This window comes from Desulfopila inferna (genome assembly GCF_016919005.1).
GTDB lineage: Bacteria > Desulfobacterota > Desulfobulbia > Desulfobulbales > Desulfocapsaceae > Desulfopila_A > Desulfopila_A inferna.
Genome location: NZ_JAFFQE010000006.1, coordinates 184429 through 205800, shown reverse-complemented (window position 1 = coordinate 205800; position 21372 = coordinate 184429). Strand labels below are relative to the sequence as shown.

At 49.5% G+C, this 21372-nt stretch carries 18 protein-coding genes; 10 read left to right on the top strand and 8 right to left on the bottom strand.

Annotation, left to right across the window (positions count from 1 at the left end):
* Positions 1 to 20: 20 nt before the first annotated feature.
* Together JWG88_RS15500 and JWG88_RS15495 are read right to left on the bottom strand one after the other, a co-directional pair.
* Entirely contained in the window at positions 21 to 218 is a 198-nt protein-coding gene (locus tag JWG88_RS15500; protein ID WP_205234696.1) for a rhodanese-like domain-containing protein, read from the bottom strand.
* 66 nt (positions 219 to 284) lie between these two features.
* Positions 285 to 1562 carry an NAD(P)/FAD-dependent oxidoreductase gene (locus JWG88_RS15495; RefSeq protein WP_205234695.1) on the bottom strand — a complete coding sequence of 426 codons (1278 nt, stop codon included), beginning with the start codon at positions 1560 to 1562 and terminating at the stop codon, positions 285 to 287.
* Between the two features lie 845 nt (positions 1563 to 2407).
* On the opposite strand from JWG88_RS15495, the gene JWG88_RS15490 reads away from it, so the two are divergent.
* From JWG88_RS15490 to otsB, 8 genes are all read left to right on the top strand, one after another.
* Positions 2408 to 3622, top strand: coding sequence for a 3-dehydroquinate synthase (locus JWG88_RS15490; RefSeq protein ID WP_205234694.1), 1215 nt, complete (start codon positions 2408 to 2410; stop codon positions 3620 to 3622).
* Positions 3619 to 4803, top strand: coding sequence for a metabolite traffic protein EboE (gene eboE / locus JWG88_RS15485; RefSeq protein ID WP_205234693.1), 1185 nt, complete (start codon positions 3619 to 3621; stop codon positions 4801 to 4803). Before JWG88_RS15490 ends, eboE begins: the two co-directional genes overlap by 4 nt.
* Complete coding sequence (gene ubiE, locus JWG88_RS15480) at positions 4800 to 5504, top strand: bifunctional demethylmenaquinone methyltransferase/2-methoxy-6-polyprenyl-1,4-benzoquinol methylase UbiE (protein WP_205234692.1); 705 nt, start codon at positions 4800 to 4802, stop codon at positions 5502 to 5504. Before eboE ends, ubiE begins: the two co-directional genes overlap by 4 nt.
* The gene (locus JWG88_RS15475) at positions 5501 to 6106 is read left to right on the top strand and encodes a class I SAM-dependent methyltransferase (RefSeq protein ID WP_205234691.1); all 606 of its coding nucleotides are present in this window, start codon (positions 5501 to 5503) and stop codon (positions 6104 to 6106) included. The genes ubiE and JWG88_RS15475 overlap by 4 nt, the downstream gene beginning before the upstream one ends.
* A 225-nt stretch (positions 6107 to 6331) precedes the next feature.
* The gene (locus JWG88_RS15470) at positions 6332 to 7687 is read left to right on the top strand and encodes a cytochrome ubiquinol oxidase subunit I (protein ID WP_205234690.1); all 1356 of its coding nucleotides are present in this window, start codon (positions 6332 to 6334) and stop codon (positions 7685 to 7687) included.
* A gap of 75 nt (positions 7688 to 7762) precedes the next feature.
* On the top strand, positions 7763 to 8788 hold the full coding sequence (locus tag JWG88_RS15465; protein WP_205234689.1) for a cytochrome d ubiquinol oxidase subunit II: 1026 nt from the start codon (positions 7763 to 7765) through the stop codon (positions 8786 to 8788).
* 500 nt (positions 8789 to 9288) lie between these two features.
* A complete protein-coding gene (locus JWG88_RS15460; RefSeq protein ID WP_205234688.1) occupies positions 9289 to 10308 on the top strand; it encodes an ATP-binding protein in 1020 nt (339 codons plus the stop codon).
* A 15-nt stretch (positions 10309 to 10323) separates the two neighbouring features.
* A complete protein-coding gene (gene otsB / locus JWG88_RS15455; RefSeq protein WP_205234687.1) occupies positions 10324 to 11925 on the top strand; it encodes a trehalose-phosphatase in 1602 nt (533 codons plus the stop codon).
* Between the two features lie 80 nt (positions 11926 to 12005).
* Here the strand turns inward: otsB and JWG88_RS15450 are convergent, their stop codons facing one another.
* From JWG88_RS15450 to JWG88_RS15425, 6 genes are all read right to left on the bottom strand, one after another.
* Entirely contained in the window at positions 12006 to 12164 is a 159-nt protein-coding gene (locus JWG88_RS15450) for a YgaP family membrane protein (protein WP_205234686.1), read from the bottom strand.
* Positions 12165 to 12333: 169 nt separating this feature from the next.
* Positions 12334 to 12663, bottom strand: coding sequence for a cytochrome o ubiquinol oxidase subunit IV (gene cyoD / locus JWG88_RS15445; protein ID WP_205234685.1), 330 nt, complete (start codon positions 12661 to 12663; stop codon positions 12334 to 12336).
* Positions 12664 to 13275: a cytochrome o ubiquinol oxidase subunit III gene (gene cyoC, locus JWG88_RS15440; RefSeq protein ID WP_240194495.1), complete on the bottom strand. Its 612-nt coding sequence runs from the start codon at positions 13273 to 13275 to the stop codon at positions 12664 to 12666.
* A 12-nt stretch (positions 13276 to 13287) separates the two neighbouring features.
* Positions 13288 to 15306 (bottom strand): cytochrome o ubiquinol oxidase subunit I, encoded by a 2019-nt coding sequence (gene cyoB / locus JWG88_RS15435; protein WP_205234683.1) that lies wholly within the window; start codon positions 15304 to 15306, stop codon positions 13288 to 13290.
* 1 nt (position 15307) lies between these two features.
* Entirely contained in the window at positions 15308 to 16258 is a 951-nt protein-coding gene (gene cyoA, locus JWG88_RS15430) for a ubiquinol oxidase subunit II (RefSeq protein ID WP_371927094.1), read from the bottom strand.
* A 208-nt stretch (positions 16259 to 16466) separates the two neighbouring features.
* Positions 16467 to 17405 (bottom strand): UbiA family prenyltransferase, encoded by a 939-nt coding sequence (locus tag JWG88_RS15425; RefSeq protein WP_205234681.1) that lies wholly within the window; start codon positions 17403 to 17405, stop codon positions 16467 to 16469.
* Between the two features lie 504 nt (positions 17406 to 17909).
* Between JWG88_RS15425 and JWG88_RS15420 the strand changes: the two genes are divergently transcribed.
* Both JWG88_RS15420 and JWG88_RS15415 read left to right on the top strand, forming a co-directional pair.
* Positions 17910 to 20102, top strand: coding sequence for an HAD-IIB family hydrolase (locus tag JWG88_RS15420; protein WP_205234680.1), 2193 nt, complete (start codon positions 17910 to 17912; stop codon positions 20100 to 20102).
* 251 nt (positions 20103 to 20353) lie between these two features.
* Positions 20354 to 20791, top strand: a complete 438-nt coding sequence (locus JWG88_RS15415) for a flavodoxin domain-containing protein (RefSeq protein ID WP_205234679.1) — start codon at positions 20354 to 20356, stop codon at positions 20789 to 20791.
* Positions 20792 to 21372 lie beyond the last annotated feature (581 nt).

The following is a 21372-nucleotide window of genomic DNA, read 5'->3' as shown; positions in this document are numbered from 1 at the left end:
GCAGAGGATGCATTGCCTTTTCAGTTGCAATAGAAGATAATCTCTTGGTCCCTGGGGATTTCACCTTCCTTTTCCTTGAATTCCTGCAGTGAAAGAGCTCCTTCAAGGCAGTTTTTTTTGAATTTTTCTTCGCTTTCGTAAGCACAAACAAGCAGGGCATCACCGGACTGTACAAGCCGTCGGGCCTCTGCAACCTGAATTGAATCATATTTCGGCATAATTTTCTCCTTCTTGAAATTAGAGGAAAAGCAGGTGGACGAGATTGTCAGGAATGAGTTCTTCCATCACTTGTCCCTCTTTTCTATGATAACACGAGTAGCCATATCCCTGCTGATGTAGAACCAGGACCAGGTAAAAAACGTTATCATCTTGTTTTTAAAACCTGCCAGAGAGAACAAATGCACTACAAGCCAGATTAACCATGGCAGAAAACCTTTGAATGTCCGGCCGCCGGGAAGCTCTATCACCCCCTTTTTTCGACCGATGTTCGCCATCATTCCCCTATCTTTATACGCAAACGGCTCGCTCTGTTTTCCTTTTTCCAGTTCCAGGAAGTAACGGGCCAGCCAGCGGCCCTGCTGCACGGCAACCGCAGCAAGCTGCTGATGGCCCTTTGGATATTTCATAGTTGTCATTTGGGCGACATCTCCTAATGCAAAAATATTTTCATGGCCCTTGACGCGGCCGTATTCATCTGTTGCTATTCGGCCTTTTTTATCGACCAGGTCCTTATCTAAACCATCGATGAATGCGCCGGAAACGCCTCCGGTCCAGAGCAGGATTCTGGCCGGGAATTCACCTTTGTCGGTCTTCACCACCTCGCCGTCATAGCTCTTTATCTGCGTTTCGGTAATAACTCTCACTCCCATGTCTTCTAAATATTTCTCCGTATCCTCAGATACTTTCTCGGACATCTGGGCGAGAACGCGGGGAAGAAGCTCGATCAGGTAGACTTTGCACAGTTCCGGATCAAGGTCAGGGTAATCCCGCGGCATCACATATCGCTTGAACTCGGCGAATGCACCGGCGGTTTCCACTCCGGCAGGTCCGCCTCCAGCTATGATTATGGTGGCCAGCTTCCGGCGTTCTTCATCATTGGTAGTCAGCAGCGCCTTTTCAAGATTTTTGAGCACCCGGTTCCTTATTTCCAAAGCTTCGGCGATAGTCTTCATGGGCAAAGCATGGCGGGCAACGGAATCCATGCCGAAAAAATTTGTGACAGCTCCCGTGGCAATGACCAGATAATCGTAATGCAGGTATCCGGAACTGGTGGCAACCCGGTTTTTTTCAGCTTCGATTGTCTGCACATTCACCATGCGGAAGTGAAAATCATCATGTCTTTCAAGCAGCTTCCGTAGAGGATAGGCAATGGAGTCGATTTCGAGCGCAGAGGTTGCTATCTGATAGAGCAGGTGCTGGAAAGTATGATGATTTTCCCGGTCCAGCAGGACAATCTGGTATCCGCTTTTCTGCAAATCTGCAGTGAGATGCAGACCGGCGAAGCCGCCGCCGATTATCACTATCCTGCTACGCTCTGTCCGTTTGATGCCGAGATCTTTCATGCCATTTTCCACTTTTATAATACCTTCTTATGTGTCTGGTATTTCGGCTTAAAGTATACCTTATAATCTCGTGAAAAGCCACCGAAGTCGCCGAGATGGGCTCTGCGATAAGCACCCGCATGGGTATAAACTCCGACTTCAAGAAAGCTCGATATGTTGGGCGTAGTATCTGAAACAGTGATTTGGCAGAACATTTGGCAGTACATGTGGTTCGGCAAATCGCCTTTTCAGATCTTACGACGATCTAGATCAGCTTTTTACGAGTCCATCGTACTTGAAAATGGCTCATTCATACTAGTGAGCTCGTGTTTATCTGACTTTGCAACTAACATGCCATCATAGGCCTTCGGCTCACCGCCTTTAAAGTAGTTGTGGTGAATTATCAAAGTTTTAAAGAACTTTGCCACCGGAAGAGAAAAATCCGGGACGCCGACGGTGCTGCCCACCAGGCAGTTTCCATACAATTGAAAATGAGCAAAAACGTCCTGTCAAACCGGACCTCGTCCCCTATTGCAAATATTGAAAAACATAAATAAATTCTAACCAGTCCGGAAGAGTTGGACTTTCCGGATTTTATAAAAAATTTCGTCATGCATTGTTTCAAATTCAGTTGTTTTTAAGTAGTAAACATTGATATACTTGTATAAACAGGAAAATTAGTTATAAGTATGAAGTACTTGGTGGAGTTCAGACCTCACCGGAATCCGAAACCAGCTGATAGTATGGTTCATCGTTGAACCATGAATGGTGCCGTTGCCGCCTGCAGCGGCGCAATTTCAACAGGAGGCCGCACTTTGCCTCCCTTTTTGTTTTCTCATCTGATCCTTTTTTGACCAATAAAATCCATGAATAAGATTTGCACAAATTCCAGGCAGACTCTTGAGCAGCAGTTCAGCATCCAATACAGCTTTCCTGTCTTTTTCAGCCATGATATCTTTCGAGAGGATGATCCGCTACTGGCCTCGGTATTTTCGAGAGCGGGGGAGAAAAGCCATACATTGCTGTGCTTTCTGGACTCTGGTGTGCTTGCCGAACGCCCTTCCCTGATCCGTCGTATTGAAAACTACGCCGGAAAACACCCCGAGACCATGAGTTTGCCTGCCCCGGTATTCACGGTTGAGGGAGGAGAGGCCTGCAAAAACGACCCCCGGATAATCGACTTATTGATCCAGTATATCAAGGAACACAGGATTTGCCGGCACTCTTTCATAGTGGCTATCGGTGGTGGTGCCGTCCTTGACGCCGTGGGGTATGCCGCAGCCATTGCTCATCGGGGGGTGCGCCTTATTCGCATACCGACCACTGTTCTCGCACAGAACGATGCCGGAATCGGTGTGAAAAACGGCATAAATATGGAGGGCCGTAAAAACTTTATTGGCACGTTCGCGCCCCCGTTTGCGGTGATAAATGATTTTTCTTTTCTTGAAACACTGCCTGCCAGAGAGCTGCGTTCCGGTATTGCCGAGGCGGTCAAGGTAGCGCTTATAAAGGATAAAGTTTTTTTTGCCTCTCTCTTCGAAAAGAGGGCGGATCTGGCTTCATTCAGTCCGCAGTCGATGGAAGATATGATCCATCGATGCGCCGCTCTGCACATGTCTCATATCGGTGGTGGAGGAGATCCTTTCGAACTTGGTTCGGCCCGCCCACTTGATTTTGGTCACTGGTCGGCCCACAAACTAGAAGAAATTACCCGCGGAACACTTAATCATGGAGAAGCGGTTTCCGTCGGGATGGCTTTGGACAGTCTATATTCCTATTATCTCGGGATACTGCAGGAAAATGAGCTGCAGCAGATTTTCTCCCTTCTTGGTGATCTGGGACTGCCGCTATCGCATCCGGCACTTGCCGATCTTGATGTTGGTGCCGCCCTCGCTGAATTTCAGGAACATCTTGGCGGGGGACTGGCGATCACATTGTTGACCGGCATCGGCAGTAGAAAAGAGGTAGACCGGATTGATACATCACTGATGAAAAGGTGTATCAATGAATTATTGCTGCATTCCGGCAGTGAAGATTCTGATTTTCCCGGATATACGCCTCTTTGTGAGGAGCTGCCGTGACACTATCCACGGAATCGAGCCTTAAGGTGGAGGGGAAAAAACCTGCCGACTGTGCCTGCCGGAACCGGCAGCCAAGCGCAGTGCGGCCGGCGATAACCTACTGCACAAATATTCACCCGGGAGAAAGCTGGCCGGAAATTTTCTCCGCGGTCCGCCGATATGCTCCTGTGGTCAGGGAGCGGCTATCGCCTGATGACCCCTTTCCCCTGGGACTGCGGCTCTCCGGCAGAGCGGTCAACGAAATAGGGCCTGCAGAGGCCCGGGAATTCCGGCAATGGTGCTACGGAGAAGGGTTCTATGTTGCCAGTCTCAACGGTTTTCCCTACGGAACCTTTCATAATGCTCCTGTCAAGCAGGCGGTCTATCTTCCGGACTGGCGCTTCTCCGAGCGGCTTGACTATACCAAAAAGCTGGCGCAGTTGCTGAACATGTGGCTGCCGGAGGGCATGACCGGCTCGATATCCACTGTGCCGGTGGGGTTTCGCCCCAATATCCGTCCGGCGGATTTTTCCACTGTGCAAAATAATATTTGCTCAGCACTCGATTTCTTCGATCACCTGGTACAGGAATCCGGTAGGGAAATCCTGCTTTCCATGGAACCTGAACCTGGCTGCATTCTGGAAACTACCGGCGATGTGATTGATCTCTTCGACCGTCTGGACTTGACATCAGCCAGGCGGGATCGTTTGGCAGTTTGCTACGACTGCTGTCATCAGGCGCTGCAGTTTGAAAATCCAAAAGATTCCCTTAACCTTCTGGCTGACAACGAGATCAGGATCGGCCATGTGCAGGTATCTTCCGCCCTGCGGCTCATGGATTCTCGAATCGGTCTCCTGAGAAGATTCCAGGAGCCCTGCTATTTGCATCAGACGGTGGGCCGGAGGTCAGACGGGGAACTGCTGCGCTATGACGATCTCGATCTGGCAATTGCCGCTGCTCCTGCAGATGTCGAGGAATGGCGCGTTCATTTTCATGTGCCGGTCTTCCTTGATGAGACCATGGAGTGCAGCAGCACCCGTTTTTTCCTCGAAGAAATACTGCCTCTGCTTCCTGAACATCCGGTGCTGGAGGTAGAGACCTATACCTGGAATATTCTGCCGCCTGAACTACAGGGCGGCTCCGTTACCGACTGCCTCATTCGGGAGATCGAATGGGTGAGCAAAGCTATTGGGAGTAGATGATGAAAGATACGGCCGTCAAGGCGATGTTTGAAACTATTGCGCCAAGCTATGATTTTCAGAATAGTTTTCTCTCCCTGCGCCGGGATATTTACTGGCGCAAGGTGCTGGCGGAAACCCTGGATGTCAAAGAAGGAGGCATTGTTCTCGATGTTGCGGTGGGCACTGCCGAGACTGCTCTGGCCATCAGCCTCAGGCATCCTCAGGCACGTATTGTCGGGGTTGATTTTTCACCGGGCATGCTGGTGGTCGGCAGAAAAAAGATCAATGACAGAGAGCATAACTCCAGGATAAGCCTGACCGCAGGAGATGGTCGTCGATTGCCGATACGCAGCAATTCGGTGGATGCGGTAACGATTTCGTTTGGTATCCGTAATGTGGAGGAGCGCTATCTGGCTCTCGGTGAATTCCATCGTGTTCTCAAGGCAGGTGGAAAGCTGTATATTATGGAGTTTTCCTATCCGGATCAGCCGCAGCTTCACCGCCTCTATCGATTTTATTTTGACCATATCCTGCCGCCGCTGGGTAATCTTATTTCCCGCACTAATTATGCCTATAGTTATCTGGCGGAATCGGTCGATTCCTTTCCCGACGATGAGGCATTCTCAGCTGAAATTACGGCGGCGGGCTTTGCGGATCTCAACATTAAAAAACTGACCTTCGGCATTTCCAAGATATTCCAGGGTCGTAAGGAGGCGCAATGAAGGTAAACTGGCCGGAACGTATCTGGGTCAATAGCCGCGTACGGCGATATGTGCAACAACAGGAAGCACGGTTTTTTAAAAGAATGGGCGGCTTCGCCTCCGGTGGAAAATGCCTGGAAATCGGCTGCGGCTGTGGAGTAGGGGCGCAGATTATCCATCAGTCTTTCGCTCCGGGCTCAATCCATGCCCTTGACATTGACGTGGAAATGCTGCAAGCTGCTAAAAAGAAGCGAAAAGCTTGGAGAGATGTGCCCCTGCACCTGCTGGCGGGTGACGCCCAGGAACTGCCTTTTGCCGATAACAGTTTTGATGCTGTTTTTAATTACGGTATTATTCATCATCTGGAAGACTGGCAGAAGGGAATTACCGAGATAGCCAGGGTACTCAAGGACAATGGCGTCTTTTTCTTTGAGGAAATCTATCCGCCTCTGTACGCCAATCCCCTTTTCCGCATCATGCTGGCACATCCGCGGGAGAATCGTTTTCACGGTCCTCAATATCGAGCCGCCCTCGCTGCATCAGAGCTGAATCTGCTCGAGGGTTACAAAGAGTCTCGTTTTGCAATTCTGGGTGCGGCTGTCAAGATGGAAATGAAAAATTGATCCGTCTTTAGTGCCTTATTTTTTTGTAATTTTTCCAGCAGAAAGTATGATTGATATAACCAGTCAGTGTCTGTCCAGGATGAGTTCAGAATTTGGGGCAGATATTCATGTTGTCCAGGAAAACTGAGGGAAGAGTTGATAATCTCGTAAAAAGTTGCCACGATGTCAGATGGCTGGATGCATCAGAGTTGACAACACAACATTAATCAGGGGAGTCACTCCGGCATGGAAATCTTTCAGGATCATATCTTGCTCTCCCGCATTCACTTTGCTTTTACTGCGATTTTTCATATTATCTGGCCGGTGCTCACCATCGGTCTGAGCATTTTCCTGGTGGTAACGGAAGCACTCTGGCTCATTACCCGTAAGGAAATATATTACCATCATGCCCGTTTCTGGATGCGTCTTTTCCTGCTCAATTTTGCCGTGGGGGTGGTCAGCGGCATCCCCATGGAGTTTCAGTTTGGTACGAACTGGAGCGCCTTTTCCCGTACCGGTGGTGATATCTTCGGGCATCTTCTCGGCTTCGAGGCCTCCATGGCCTTCATGCTCGAGGCCGCATTCCTCGGGATTATGGCCTTCGGGTGGAAACGGGTCTCAGCCGGAATGCATCTTTTCGCGACCTGCATGGTCGCTTTTGGCGGCTCGCTTTCGGCCTTTTGGATTATGGCGGCCAATTCGTGGATGCAGACTCCGGTCGGCGGAGATTTCATCGAAGGACGTTTTTATCTGACGGATATTTTTGCAGCCATCTGGAATCCGGATGCCTTCTGGGGCATTACCCACATGTGGTTCGCCTGCCTGGAGATTTCCATTTTTGTTATCGGCGGCATCAGTGCCTGGTATCTGCTGCGAGGCAGACATCCGGATTTTTTTCTTCTCTCCTTCAAGATGATGATTATAGCCGGGCTTTTCATCACTACCCTCCAGGTTGTCAATGGTGATGGCGCCGGCAAATCGGTCTTCCAGAACCAGCCTGTCAAGCTGGCAGCTCTTGAAGCTCACTGGGAGACCAATCCCCAAGGCGAGGGTGCGGGCTGGAAAATTCTGGCCTGGCCCGATGAAAATCTCCAGGACAATACCTGGGATATCGAAGTGCCCTACGCCCTCAGCCTCATCACCACCTACTCGCCCACCGGTCAGGTTATGGGATTGCGCGAGGTCCCGGCAGAGGACCAGCCGCCGGTGGCGCTCACTTTTTATTCCTTCAGGATCATGATGTTTCTGGGGTTCTTCTTTGTCTTCCTCATTTTATGGTCGCTCTGGGCCTGGTGGAAAGGAAAACTGACTGCGGAGCGGGCAGGCCGGCAAAAATGGCTGCTGTATTCCTGGATGTGGGCGATTCCCATGAGCTATATCGCCATGGAGGCCGGATGGGTCGTTCGCGAGGTGGGCAGACAGCCATGGGTGATCCAGGGTGTGTTGCGCACTGAAGATGGGGTGAGCAGACTGCCGGCGGAGACGGTGGCCGGTTCTCTGATTGGTTTCGTTGCTATTTACTTCCTGCTGTTGATTATTTTTCTTGTGTTGGCAAAACGCCTGCTTAACAAAGGGCCGGATTTTCAGCCGCCTTTCCGATGATATGTCAAAATCTATTCACCGGTGACTGGAAAAAGAGAGCTACTGCAAAAACCACTTTAAACGGGGCTTATTCAGATGGACATAATAAATGCGAATCTGGCCAACATATGGCTGCTGCTGGTCGGTTTTTTTCTGCTCTATTACGCTCTCACCGATGGAGCGGATCTTGGCATCGGCATGATGACCCTCTTTGTCTGGGACAGTGAGGAAAAAAATGAGATGATGCAATCGATCCATTCCATCTGGCATGGTAATCAGACCTGGATCGTTATCCTCGGCGGTATGCTGTTCGGGGCCTTTCCGCTCTTTTATTCCATAGTTCTTTCCGCCCTTTATATCCCCTTTACCCTAATGCTGTTCGGATTTATTTTTCGTGGAGTGGCTTTCGAATTTCATGCCAATGCCAAATGGAAAAAGGTGTGGCTCTTCTCCTTCGGCATCGGCAGTCTGATGACAACCCTGGGCCAAGGATTTGCCCTTGGCGGGCTGCTTGGTGGAATTACGGTGGAAGCTGAGTCTTTTGCCGGACAACCGGGAGACTGGATAAACTGGTATTCCTTTGTTGCCACCGCCGGCGTTATTTTTGGCTACCTGATGCTCGGATCAGGCTTTCTGATTGCCAAGACAACAACTGCAAAGCTGAAGGAGTGGAGTTATCGAATAGGCAGGCTTTCAGGTGCGGTCACCTTGATTGTATCCGCCGCGGTATTTCTGGCAACCAGCGCGCTGCATCAGAATATGGCAGCCAAATGGCTGGAATGGCCACCTTCATTTCTCTATTTCTTTCTGCTGCTAACGCTGGTGTGTTTTTACATGTATTTTCGGAGTCTGCGACAGAGAAGGGAATTTGCTCCGCTGTTCTGGAACTGGCTGATTATCACTTTCTCTTTTACCGGACTCTCCATTGGTCTGTATCCTGCTATGATTCCCAGTATAGATACTGCCTCTCTGACCGTACAGGATGTCGCCGCCAGTCAGACAACACTCCAGTTCATGCTGGTGGTTATGGCAATTCTATTACCCATAATCCTTGCCTATACCAGTTACAGTTATTGGATTTTCCGGGGAAAAAATACAATGGAAGGATACAGCGATCATTAGTACATAACTGCTCGAAAGGTGAAAAAGCATGATGACACTTTCGGTCTGGATCCCGGTAGCACCGTGGTAGCCGGGAAAAACAAAATGCCCTTCAGCCGAGAGTTGAGCTCCTTTCGGTTTTGTCCCCTTCCTGTTTTTTTCCTGCGGCGATTTATTCTATCAGCGCAGCAGCATAAGCCATAGCGCTCCTTTTAGTCGGCAAAGTGGCACAGGATATGCTGTTTTTATAGTCAACCATTTTTGGGTAGGCGCAAAACAGGCTGATGGCACTCTTTGCGGATCAGTTATACTGGACTCGTCAAAAGCTCGATCTGCGCCTGGTCATCGAAATTTCTCATAGTCGGAGTTTATGCCCGTACGGCTGCTTATCGCAGAGTCCATCTCGGCAGCCCCGATGACTTTTTACGAGATCATCACCTATTGGATGAAGATGGAGTAGCTTTCTTCAGGCAAGAAACATTGTCATTGCCACAATATTATGTAAGCCGGTTCTGCTGAAAATGGTGTCAACAACCAAAAAAAATATTCTTCGAATAAGCATTGTTGCTTTTCTGATTCTTCTCATAAGCGTGCTTTATTACCTGGAGCCACAGGAAGAAGTGGTATGGCACCTGATATATAGGGAGTTGTATCTCCTCCCTGTTTTTTTGGCCGGATTTTGGTTCGGTTTGCGCGGTGGGTTGGCTGCAGCTTTTGGTATTACCGTACTGTATATGCCTGATGTCATCAGGAGCTCAAGCGGAAGTATCCCCGATGATTTTGCGGGTATTTTCGAGGTTGTATTATTCATTATACTCGGGGGCTTGATCGGCTGGCTGCGGGATCGGGAAAAAGCTAATCAAGAGATGAGACGGCGGGAGGAAGGCCTGGCCGCAATGGGCAAGGCAGTTGCCTTCGTTGCCCATGACATGAAGACACCATTGATGGCCATCGGTGGACTGTGCCTGCAGATCAGACGTAAACTCGAACCGGAAGATGCTGTGGGAAAGAAGCTTGATATTATTGTGCAGCAAACGCAGAGGCTGGAAACGATGATCAAGGATTTGCTGGCTTTTGCCAGACCTCTTGAACTTGAGTGGCATGAGGGTGAAGTTAGTAACTTTCTTCAGGAAATACTGCCTGTTGCTAAAGAACTTGCCGGGAAATATAATGTAAACCTCAAGTTGGCCCTGGAGGATGACCAGGTACGTTTCTTCTATGATCCCAATCGGCTGCAACAGGCACTGCTTAATCTGATAAACAATGCAGTGGAGGCTTCTTCGGCCCGGGAGACGGTAATAATACGCACCAGGATGGACGATTCCCGCAACCTCGTAATAGAAGTGCAAGATCAGGGGCCGGGAATCTCTACTGCAATAATCGATGATATCTTCCAACCCTTTGTCTCGAAGAAAAAGGAAGGTACCGGTCTGGGATTGCCGATCTGCAAAAAGATTATCGAGGCCCACGGCGGTGAACTCCAGTATGAACAGCTTGAGGGGCGAGGTATGATCTTCAGGCTGATCCTTCCTAAAAGATAAACAAGGAGGAGCAAAATGGTCTGCCAATCACCGGTAATGGATGTCGCCAGGGAGAAATTCGATGCGGTTCTGTTCGATCTGGACGGGGTGGTTACCAAGACGGCAAAGATGCATGCCGCATCCTGGAAAAGGCTCTTCGATGAATATCTGCAAAAGAGGGCAGCATCAGGGGACAGCTCATGGGAACCTTTTGATTCAGGTCCGGACTACAATAATTACGTCGACGGCAAACCACGTTACGAGGGGGTCAGAAGCTTTCTGGAGTCCCGGGGGATCGATTTACCGTTCGGCAGCAAAGATGATCCCCCGGATGCAGAGACGGTCTGCGGCCTGGGAAACCGTAAAAATCAGCTACTGAACGAGCATTTGGAAAAGTATGGTGTTGAAGCTTATGAACTTACCTTAGCCTTTCTTCATCTGCTGAGGGAGAGGGGTTTTAAGACGGCGATTGTTTCCTCCAGCAAAAACTGCCAGGTGGTATTGAAGGCTGTCGGAATTGAAGATCTGTTTGATACCAGAGTTGATGGTATGGTTTCTGAACAACTTGGTCTCAACGGTAAACCCGAAGCCGATATTTTCCTCGAAGCCGCTCGGCGCCTCAAGGTAATTCCCGGGCGCGCCATTGTTCTGGAAGACGCCATCTCAGGCGTACAGGCAGGGCGGAATGGGAATTTCGGTTTGGTGGTCGGTGTAGATCGGGTCGGCCAGGCCGAGGCCCTGAAAAGTAATGGGGCAGACATTGTGGTTAACTATATGTCCGAACTCACCGTGGACGGTGAAATTCCGGCCTGGGAACAGAGTATTGATGATCTTCCCTCGGCCCTGGACGTTATGGAGGAAATAGAAAAGCAGCTTGAGGCGAAGCATCCCTTTATAGCTTTGGATTATGATGGAACCCTGACTCCGATTGTTGAACGTCCCGACCTTGCAATTCTATCTGAGGATATGAGGCTTACAATATCGGCACTTGCAAAGAGATGCACGGTGGCGGTGATCAGTGGCCGGGATTTACCCGATGTGCAAGAGTTGGTGGGCATTGACGGTCTCTTTTTTGCAGGCAGCCACGGATTTGATATTTCCGGCCCTGCAGAAAGGCATGTGGATCATCAGCAAGGCCTTGAATTTCTGCCGGCACTGGACAGTGCTGAAAAATCACTTCGGCCACTGCTCTCGGATATTCCGAGCGCCCAGGTCGAAAGAAAGAGATTTTCGATCGCGATACATTACCGGAATGTGAAAGAAAACAGGGAACAGGCAGTAGAAGAAGCTGTGGATCAAGTGCTGGTTGAGAATCCCCGCCTTCGCAAAAGAACCGGCAAAAAAATCTTTGAATTGCAGCCTGAAATAGACTGGCATAAGGGGAAAGCCTTATGCCGGCTGCTCGAAGTCCTGGAGCAGGATGACTCCGATATCCTTCCTTTTTATATCGGCGACGATGTAACCGACGAGGATGCCTTCAGGGAACTCCAGGCCGGCGGCATTGGCATTGTGGTAAAAGACAGCGAGTCTCCTGAAACTTCCCGCCGTTCATCGGCCCGTTATGCCCTTGATGACTGCGGGCAGGTTCAAAAATTCCTTGAAGAGCTCGTCGACATGCTTCAGAGAAAAAAGCGATGAGCACATAAGTGCCCGGCGCCTGGTCATGATTTTTTGCCGTTTTTATTACGGGTGCTTATCCCGAGCACCCTCCAAAGCGGTCACAGCCCGGTAATCGCAGTGACAAAAGCAATGGCTGCCAAGATCAGAAGCACAATTCTCCAGATTGGGTCCAGCGGGGTAAACAGCGCGATAAGGACCAGGACAGCCGCAAGCAGGTACCGAATATTCTTGTCAAGACTTCCTACATTCTTTTCCATTCCACCCTCCTGTCTAAGTTAATCTTCCAGCTCCAAATTAAGATCCCGGGCCGATTAAACAAGGAGGTGCAGAAAATATGCCATTCACTTCATAAAAGAGAGGGCTGGGGAGACCTCATTATTACCCATAGCCGGGCAGGTTTTTCCTTTCTGATTTAGCTCTGCTGATTTAGTACATCATGCGGTAATTGAGATTATACATAATCCACAGCGTACCCCCGACAAAAAGGGCCATGATCAAAACCGTGAAGATAAAGGCGAGAAGATTCCAGCGCGACTCCGATGAAGAATCCAGGTGCAGGAAATAATGCAGATGCACCAGCATCTGGGCTATGGCGGCACCGACAATTATGGCCAGGATTGTTAATCGGGAGAAACCGCCGATCATTACACTGCCAAAGGCAAGGGCAGTCAGAACTATGGAGAGGATGAAGCCGATTGCATATGATCTATAACTTCCCCGGCTTGCTCCGCTGCTGTCGACAGGTGTATGTTCCATTTATATATCCCCCATCAGGTAGACAATGGTAAAGAGCGCCACCCAGACGATGTCCAGAAAATGCCAGAACATGCTGAGCCGTATCAGGCGGGAATGCACGGGTATGGTCAACCCCTTGGAAATCACCTGAACCATCATTACCGCCATCCAGAGAAGACCGGAGGCCACATGGAGGCCGTGGGTGCCCACCAAAGTGAAAAAGGCCGACAGGAAAGCACTGCGATCAGGGCCGTGGCCTTCGCTGATCAGGGCGTGAAACTCGCTGATTTCCATGATGATAAAGCCAAGACCCAGCAGAAAGGTGAGGGTCAGCCAGGAAAGAACCCTCTCCCTTTTACCCTCATGCAGAGCCAGTATAGCCATGCCGCAGGTGGCGCTGCTGAACAGCAGCAGCATCGTTTCTCCAAAGACAAACGGCAGGTGAAACAACTCTTTTCCCGAAGGGCCTCCGGCGACGTTATCGACCAGCACGGCATAGGTTGCAAAAATTGCCGCAAAAATTACCAGATCGGACATGAGGTAGAGCCAGAAGCCGAGTGCGTGGCTTCCTGCGGCATGCTCTTCATGTCCCTCAACGGAAATGGGGCCGGTATTGATATCCTCACGTATCATAGTTGCTCTCATCTATGGTTTTGCGGTTCCTGGTTTTTCTGCCGCATGCATCGCTGCAGAGGCATCCAACTGCCGGTACCACTCGTTTTCGGTGTCTTCGACGATGGCGGCAGGGATAAAGTAATGGATCTTGTCATCGGAGGCGCGGGCTATGATTGTGACAAGCACTCCCAGGGCGGCAACGATGGCCAGCCACCAGATGTACCAGACCATGGCAAAGCCGAAAACAAAAGCAAGAACACCGTTGACGAGACCAAAGGCTGTATCCTTGGGCATATGGATATCCTCGTAATGATCCGGTCTTTGATAAGCCGTACCTCGCTCCTTCATATCCTCGAAGGCGTCTCTGCTGTGCACCACCGGAATGGTGGCGAAGTTGTAGACCGGTGGCGGCGAGGCAGTGGCCCACTCGAGGGTGCGGCCGTCATCCCAGGAATCACCAGTCAAATCTCGGGTGGCGTCTCTGTTTTTGATACTGACCAGCAGCTGAATCATCTGGCAGATTACTCCGAAGAGAATGATAAACGTTCCCACCGCAGCGATGACCAGGTATGGTTGCCAGGCCGTATTTTCATAGAAGGAAAGACGGCGTGACATTCCCATAAAGCCGAGGATGTACAGGGGAATGAAAGCAAGATAAAAGCCGATAAGCCAGCACCAGAAGGCCCGTTTGCCCCATTTTTCATCCAGGGGAAAGCCGATTGCTTTGGGAAACCAATACGAATAGGCGGCAAAATAGCCAAACAGGGCCCCGGGAATCAATACATTATGGAAGTGGGCAACTAAAAACAGGCTGTTATGAAAGACAAAGTCGGCAGGGGGTGCCGCCAGCAAAACGCCGGTCATGCCACCCACCGCAAATGTTGATATAAATCCAAGGGTCCAGTACATCGGTGTTGCCAATCTGACGCGGCCACGGAACATAGTGAAAAGCCAGTTGAAAATCTTGACGCCGGTGGGAACGGCGATGATCATGGTCGTGATGCCGAAGAAGAGGTTGACGTTAGGTCCCGCACCCATGGTGAAGAAATGATGCACCCATACGGAAAACGACAGAACCGTAATCGCTACGGTTGCCCAGACCATCGAGACATACCCGAACAACGGTTTTCTCGAAAAGGTGGCAACGATCTCCGAATATACACCGAAGGCCGGCAGGACGACGATGTAGACTTCGGGATGACCCCAGATCCAGAAGAGATTGACATACATCATGGTGTTGCCGCCCAGAGTATTGGTGAAAAAATGCATGTCCAAATAGCGGTCGAGCGTCAGCATGGAAAGGGCGGCGGTAAGAACAGGGAATGAAAAAAGTATGAGGATGGAGGTGCACAACGTATTCCAGGTGAAGATCGGCATGCGCATAAGCGTCATCCCCGGGGCGCGCATCCTGAGAATAGTGACGATGAAATTGATGCTGGTCAATAACGAGCCGATACCGGCGATCTGCAATGCCCACAGCCAGTAATCGACCCCGGTTTCCGGGCTGTACTCCAACTCCGACAGCGGCGCGTATCCGGACCAGCCGGCTTTGGAGAACTCTCCCACTCCCAGAGACTGCATGACCAGCATCGCTCCAGCCGCGGTCAGCCAGAAACTCAACGAATTGAGATAGGGAAAGGCGACGTCACGGGCGCCGATCTGCGGCGGAACGATGATGTTCATCAAGCCAGTGAGAAACGGCATGGCTACAAAAATAATCATTATGGTGCCATGGGCCGTGAAAATCTGGTTGTAGTGGTCCGCATGAAGAAAGCCCTCGAATCCACCCACTGCTATGGCCTGTTGAGCCCGCATCATGACGGCATCGGAAAATCCACGCAGCAGCATCACCAGTGCCAGAATAATATACATGATACCGATCTTTTTATGATCGAGGCTGATCAGCCATCCTGCCCAGAGATATGTCCACCTTCGCTGGTAGGTAATAAAACCCAGGATCAGCAGGCCCAGTAATATAGAACCGATCACGGCGCCCATGGCGATGGGGTCATGATAAGGGACGGCGTTGATGTTTAATTTTCCAAACATGTCATTCTCCTTCCAGGCCGGCAACGTTCTGCACAGGCATGGAAACGGATTTCCTCCTGATGGCGTCTTTTGCACTGCCGCTTGCGTTGTATTTGGCCATAATATCCTCAAATAGATTGGCTTTGACCGAAGAAAAATAGGTAACCGGATACCCCGGGGTTGGTTCAACCAACTCCTCATATTTCGCGATATCGAGGGCTTCAGGTGAGTTTCTGATCTTTTGCAGCCATGCCTCGTACTGTTCAGGGGAAGTTGCGGTTGCCGTGAAATTCATATAGGAGTAGCCGCTGCCGCTGAACTGCTGGTTCTGGCCGGCGAAGACCCCCGGCTCGCTGGCCAGCAGATGCAGCTTTGTCGCCATTCCGGCCATGGCATATATCTGACTGCCAAGCTGCGGTATAAAAAAGGAGGTCATGACAGTATCGGAAGTAATTCTGAAATTGAGCGGTACATCGGTGGGAAACACTATTTCATTGACGACGGCGATGTTCTGCTCGGGATAGATAAACAGCCATTTCCAGTCCAGAGATATGGCTTCGATAGTGACGGGTTCGGCATCGGAGTCCAGGGGCCTGTATGGGTCCAGCTCAAAGGTTGCGTTCCAGATCAGCGTCCCCAGGCCGATAACGATAACTGCCGGGGTCAGCCAGATGACCAGCTCAATTCTGCCGGAATAGCTCCATTTGGGCAGATATTTCGCGGTGGTATTTGAAGCTCGATATTTCCAGGGGAAAGAAAAGGCCATGATGATAACCGGAATAACAACGATCAGCATCAGGATAAAGGCCACAATGATGACGAAGCGTTCGGTCTCGCCCACAGGTCCCTTGGGGTTAAGGAGGACCATTTCGCTGCAGCCGCCGAGCAGGGCGGCGCTGCAGAAGGAAATCAGCACCCAGAAGAAGGTTGCCATTATCTTTGCTTTGGGCGAATGAAAAGACAATTTGTTCATGCTCATATTTTCTTCTCTCCGGAGGCACCGGTTTGATTCCGGAGTGACCTCTGAATTTGGTTTTGCGATTTTAGTGTAAAAAGAAGACATCGTAAATATAGACCATAATATGATTGATATCAAAAATATACTTCATGGGCAAGGTTGCTCCCGAGAATATGTGCCGTCTTTGAAAAAATGGTCATTTGCCTTCCCTGACCTCCGAAGATCACCTGAAAACCGGAGTCAAAGTCGCCAGAGTCAGAATGAAAAGGACACAGGGATAATAGCTTGCCCGGTTGAACAGAGCCGATGCCTCATCTCTGTCCCTGGTCCGAAAAAGGCGCAGCGCCGGCAGTATCAGCAGATACAGGCCTGCCAAAATCGTACCCAGGTAGAAAGGGAGCGGGAAGCGCAGAGGAGCGGCCAGGAAAAGCACACCGCCGAGAATAAGGCTTGCGCTCAGGGTACCCAGAACAATCATGCTGGCAATCCGGGCTCCCAGGGAAACAGGAACAGTCCTGGCTTGCAGGGTAATATCCTCCTGGATGTCATGCCAGTCAGCCGGCACATTCTGACCACCAATCTCCCAGAGAAACAGCCAGGAGAAAATCAAGAGCAGCAGCATGGGATCCGGAGAGGCGTCAACTGCAAATACCGCAGCAAGGCCCCCGAGTGTTTTTACAACACCGCTTACCATGGTGCGGAGGTGACTTACCTGCAGCAAAAGGCAGTAGAGAATCTCCAGAGCGCAACCAACTATCAGGATGAGGGCGCATATGGGATTGAGCAGATAGGCGCTGGTCAGGGAAATCATCATCCAGCTCGCGGTCCATACAACTGCTTCGGTCATGCTCAAGAATCCCTGGGCCAGGGGATGTCGGATAAAGGAGGCATCGAGATAGCCGGTGTCCCGATGAAAGCCGCTTTGAATAATCTTTTTTTTGTCGTTTTCATAATCGACAATATCATTCAGGGCATAGACCGCGGTATATCCGGCAAAAGCAGCGATCATGCCGAGCACAATAATCTCCGGTTCGGGAGGTCTTCCCAGCCACAGCAAAGCCGCCAGCAATGGTGTGCACATATCGAGCAAGCCGTGCGGTGTTCTGGAAAGAGCCATGAACAGCTTTAGCCTGGAAACTCTTCTACTTTCGGTGACGTTCATATTATCCTCTGAATTTCATACTGTATTTTTATTTCTTCTTTGTATCACAAAAATCTACTCGTTCATATCTTCAGTTTCGAAAATCTAAAAAATGGCAACTATTCAGCAGCACCCCATCTGCACACGATCAGCCCGAAAAACATAGGCACACTATAGTCTTCCCGGCTGCTCGGAGTCTGCGCTTACCTGCGCACATCTGGAGCTCTGCTGAATAGTTGCAGTTCAGAGTAAATTGCCGGTTTTTAGCTACTTGCTGAATATTTACAAAAAATGAAGAAGAATCCTAATCGCCTCGTATAGAAATTTTTAGAAGGCAGCCTCTGTAGATTCGCATCACAGCTGAAATACACGAAAAGATTTGCACTGAGGACATGAAAAAGATAGGATTAAAGATGATGTAATGAGAATATCCGGCCCCGGAAAAGAACAAAGAATGGTGGACGGGCGGGAACAAAGCTTTATGTTTTCTCGTTTTGACAGACTTTCAGGAGTAAAGCAGCAAACATGGAACCAAACGGACTATATATCCTCCTTTTCAGTATCCACGGGCTTATCCGCAGCGAGTCTCCCGAGTTAGGTGTGGATGCGGATACCGGGGGCCAGGTTAAATATGTTCTCGAACTGGCCAAAACCCTGGGTGAGCAGAAGGAGGTAGCCCGGGTCGACCTTTTCACCAGACTGATAGAGAGCAAATCAGTCGCCCCGGATTACAGCAATGTCATTGAAGAAATCTCCGAAAAGGTTCGCATCGTTCGAATACGATGCGGCGGCAGAAAATATATCCGCAAAGAACTGCTCTGGCCTCATCTGGAGGAGTTTATCGACAACACCATCCGCTATATAAAGTCACAGGACCGAAGCCCCGACGTTTTTCACGGGCATTATACCGATGCGGGCTATGTTGCCATGGAGCTTGCCGCCGCTTTCGATACTCCTCTGGTGTTTACCGGGCATTCCATGGGGCGCAACAAGAAGACTAAACTGCTGGCTGATGGTCTGAGTGAAAAGAGAATCAACAGCCATTACAAAATGTCCACCCGTATCGGCAGGGAAGAAAAAATTATCAGGAAGGCCGATCTCATTGTAACTTCAACACAGCAGGAGATCGATAAACAGTATGGCCTTTACACCAACGGCAAGCATCGCAATTTCGCTGTGATCCCCCCCGGCATCGACCTGGAAGTCTTTTACCCTTATTATGATCTGCAGATAGACAGCGAGCTTCTCAGCGATGAGGTCAAGCAGACCAGGGTGACGCTTCTCAATGAACTGAACCGTTTTTGGGCCAAACCTGAAAAACCGTTTATTCTCGCCCTGTGCCGACCAGACCATAGAAAGAATATTACCGGTTTGATCAAGGCCTACGGCAGTGACAAGAGTCTGCAGGCCATAGCCAATCTGGCGATTTTTGCAGGTATAAGAAATGATATCAGCAAAATGGAAGAAAATGAAAAGGATGTTCTTACGAACATGCTGCTGCAGATGGATACCTATGATCTTTACGGTAAACTGGCGATCCCGAAAAAGCACGATTTTGCAACTGAAGTCCCGGAACTGTACAGGCTTTGTGCGGAGACGCGCGGAGTATTTGTCAATCCCGCTCTTATCGAACCTTTCGGTATTACCCTGATCGAGGCCTCTGCCGTTGGCCTGCCGATAGTGGCGACTCAGGAGGGCGGCCCTCGGGATATTGTCGAGAATTGCGACAATGGCATTCTCGTGGATGTCGGAGACTCGGAAAAAGTGGCTCTAGCAATACATTCACTCCTGGTTGACCAGGAAGCATGGAATATGTATTCGAACAATGGCATCAACGGGGTACGCCGGCATTATTCATGGAATGCCCATTGTAAAAAATACCTGGCCCAGCTCCGTCAATTGTTTCCCGACACTGTGGAAGAGCAGGAAAAGGAAAAGATCGTTGTTCCCTATGGCAGTGAACGGCCCTCATTCGGCAAGCGATTAACAAATGTAAATCGTCTTATGATCACCACCATAGATAATACCCTGGTCGGCAATGATGCCCATATGCGGGAGCTGTTCCAGCTCCTGGAAAGCCATCAGGAAGAACTGGCCTGGGGGATCGCCACCGGACGCAGTCTCGAACTGGCCCTGGAGGCGATGACGGAATATGACATTCCCATACCTGATATCCTCTTATGCTCCGTTGGCACGGAAATATATTACGGTCCCGATTTTCGCATGGATAAAGGCTGGCAAAATCAGATTTCCTATCAGTGGAAGCCGGAGGCCATAAAGGATGCCCTCGATTCCTTTGATTTTTTGGTCTTTCAGGAGGCCGAGGGGCAGAGTAATTATAAGATAAGCTACTACCTGGAAGAAAAGGACGGACGTCTCGATCAGATTCGTCAAAAACTGGCGGAATACCGGCTGCGCTGTAATGTCATCTATACCCACGGACAGTTTTTAGATATCCTGCCGCTTCGTGCCTCAAAGGGCAGGGCGATTGATTATATCAGCTATAAATACGAATTTTCTCCGCGCTATATCATGGTTGCCGGCGATTCGAGCGACGATGAAGATATGATCACCGGAAAAACACGGGGTCTTATCGTTGCCAATCAAAGCGAGAAGATGAACAAACTGAAGGGGAAGACCAACATTTATTTCAGTTCCGAACAATATGCCGCCGGTATAATCGACGGACTTTACCAGTATGGTTTTCTGCAAAAATAGAATAATCGCTTTCCAAAATTGCAGTTTCGCAAAAATACTTTAAATTCCGGAATTCGGACCTGATTTGGTCCTTTGTCCTATTCAGTATATCTACTCAGATTTTTCTCCGTTTAATAAAAATCATCCCATTGACAGACAAAGCAATGGTGTTGATAATAGTTATTATTAACGGTCTAGTGTGTGTTTTGGTGATGTGTCGGACTATTTATGATTTTGCAGGAAAAAAATTTACTCTTAAGGAATATGTCAAAATGGCTCGAGCACTTATTGTTTATGCAACCCGTACAGGTGAAAGCCAGAAAATCGCCGAACTCATCGCCGAAGGGCTTCGTTTTTCGGCCAATGAGGTGACTATTAAAGACGTCAATGAGATCAAAAAGGAGAGTGATCTTGCCGGCTATGATATTTATGCATTCGGCTCACCCACCTACCATGGTGAAATGATGACCAGGATGAAGAGCTTTCTGTTTATCGCCGAAAAGGCAGATCTGAAGGGGAAAAAAGGAGGATCATTCGGCTCCTTCGGCTGGAGCGGGGAAGCCGCTGAACGAATATTCGATACCATGAAAAACATTTATGAAATGGATATGGTCGATTCTCCGCTGATGTTGAAAGGTATTTCGGTCGATGGAGGTGTCAAGGTAGCACAGGATTATGGCAAGAAGCTGTCTGCCAGGATTACTGCATAATATGGGCATTACCACAACGGTGATTACTGAATTCAGTGCTCCACCAATGCCCGTCCGATATAACATCAATATTTAAATTAAGGAATGATTATGAGTGAGAAACAACAAGGAAGCCAAGTGGATAAAATGGATTCTTTCTGGAAATGTGGAAATTGCGGTCATACATTTCAGGCACCCGTTCCGCCGGGAATGTGCCCTGGCTGCAAAGAGAAATGCACTTTTAAAGATGTTTCCTGTTATACTCCTGACTGCGGTGGACCTGGATCGATTGACCCAAGGCTCTGATTAAACCGGATCTGTAGAAAGTGCAGCCTTTAATGTTTCTTGACAGGTGGGTATCCGTTGTTCCTGACTCTATCAGAGGGAGTCAGAGGGTTGTATCTTTACCATGGTTTCATGGAATCGCCTATAGAACCAATGACTTTAATGTTGCATTTCCGGATATACAGCATTGCTCTTGAAATGTAGAATAGCCCTCCGAGATTTGTTCTCTGAACATGAATACGACGGAATGTGAGCGGAGATGTTGTTTCAGCTGATATTCCGTTGTTCACCTCTTCCACATCCTCTCCTCTCTCCCC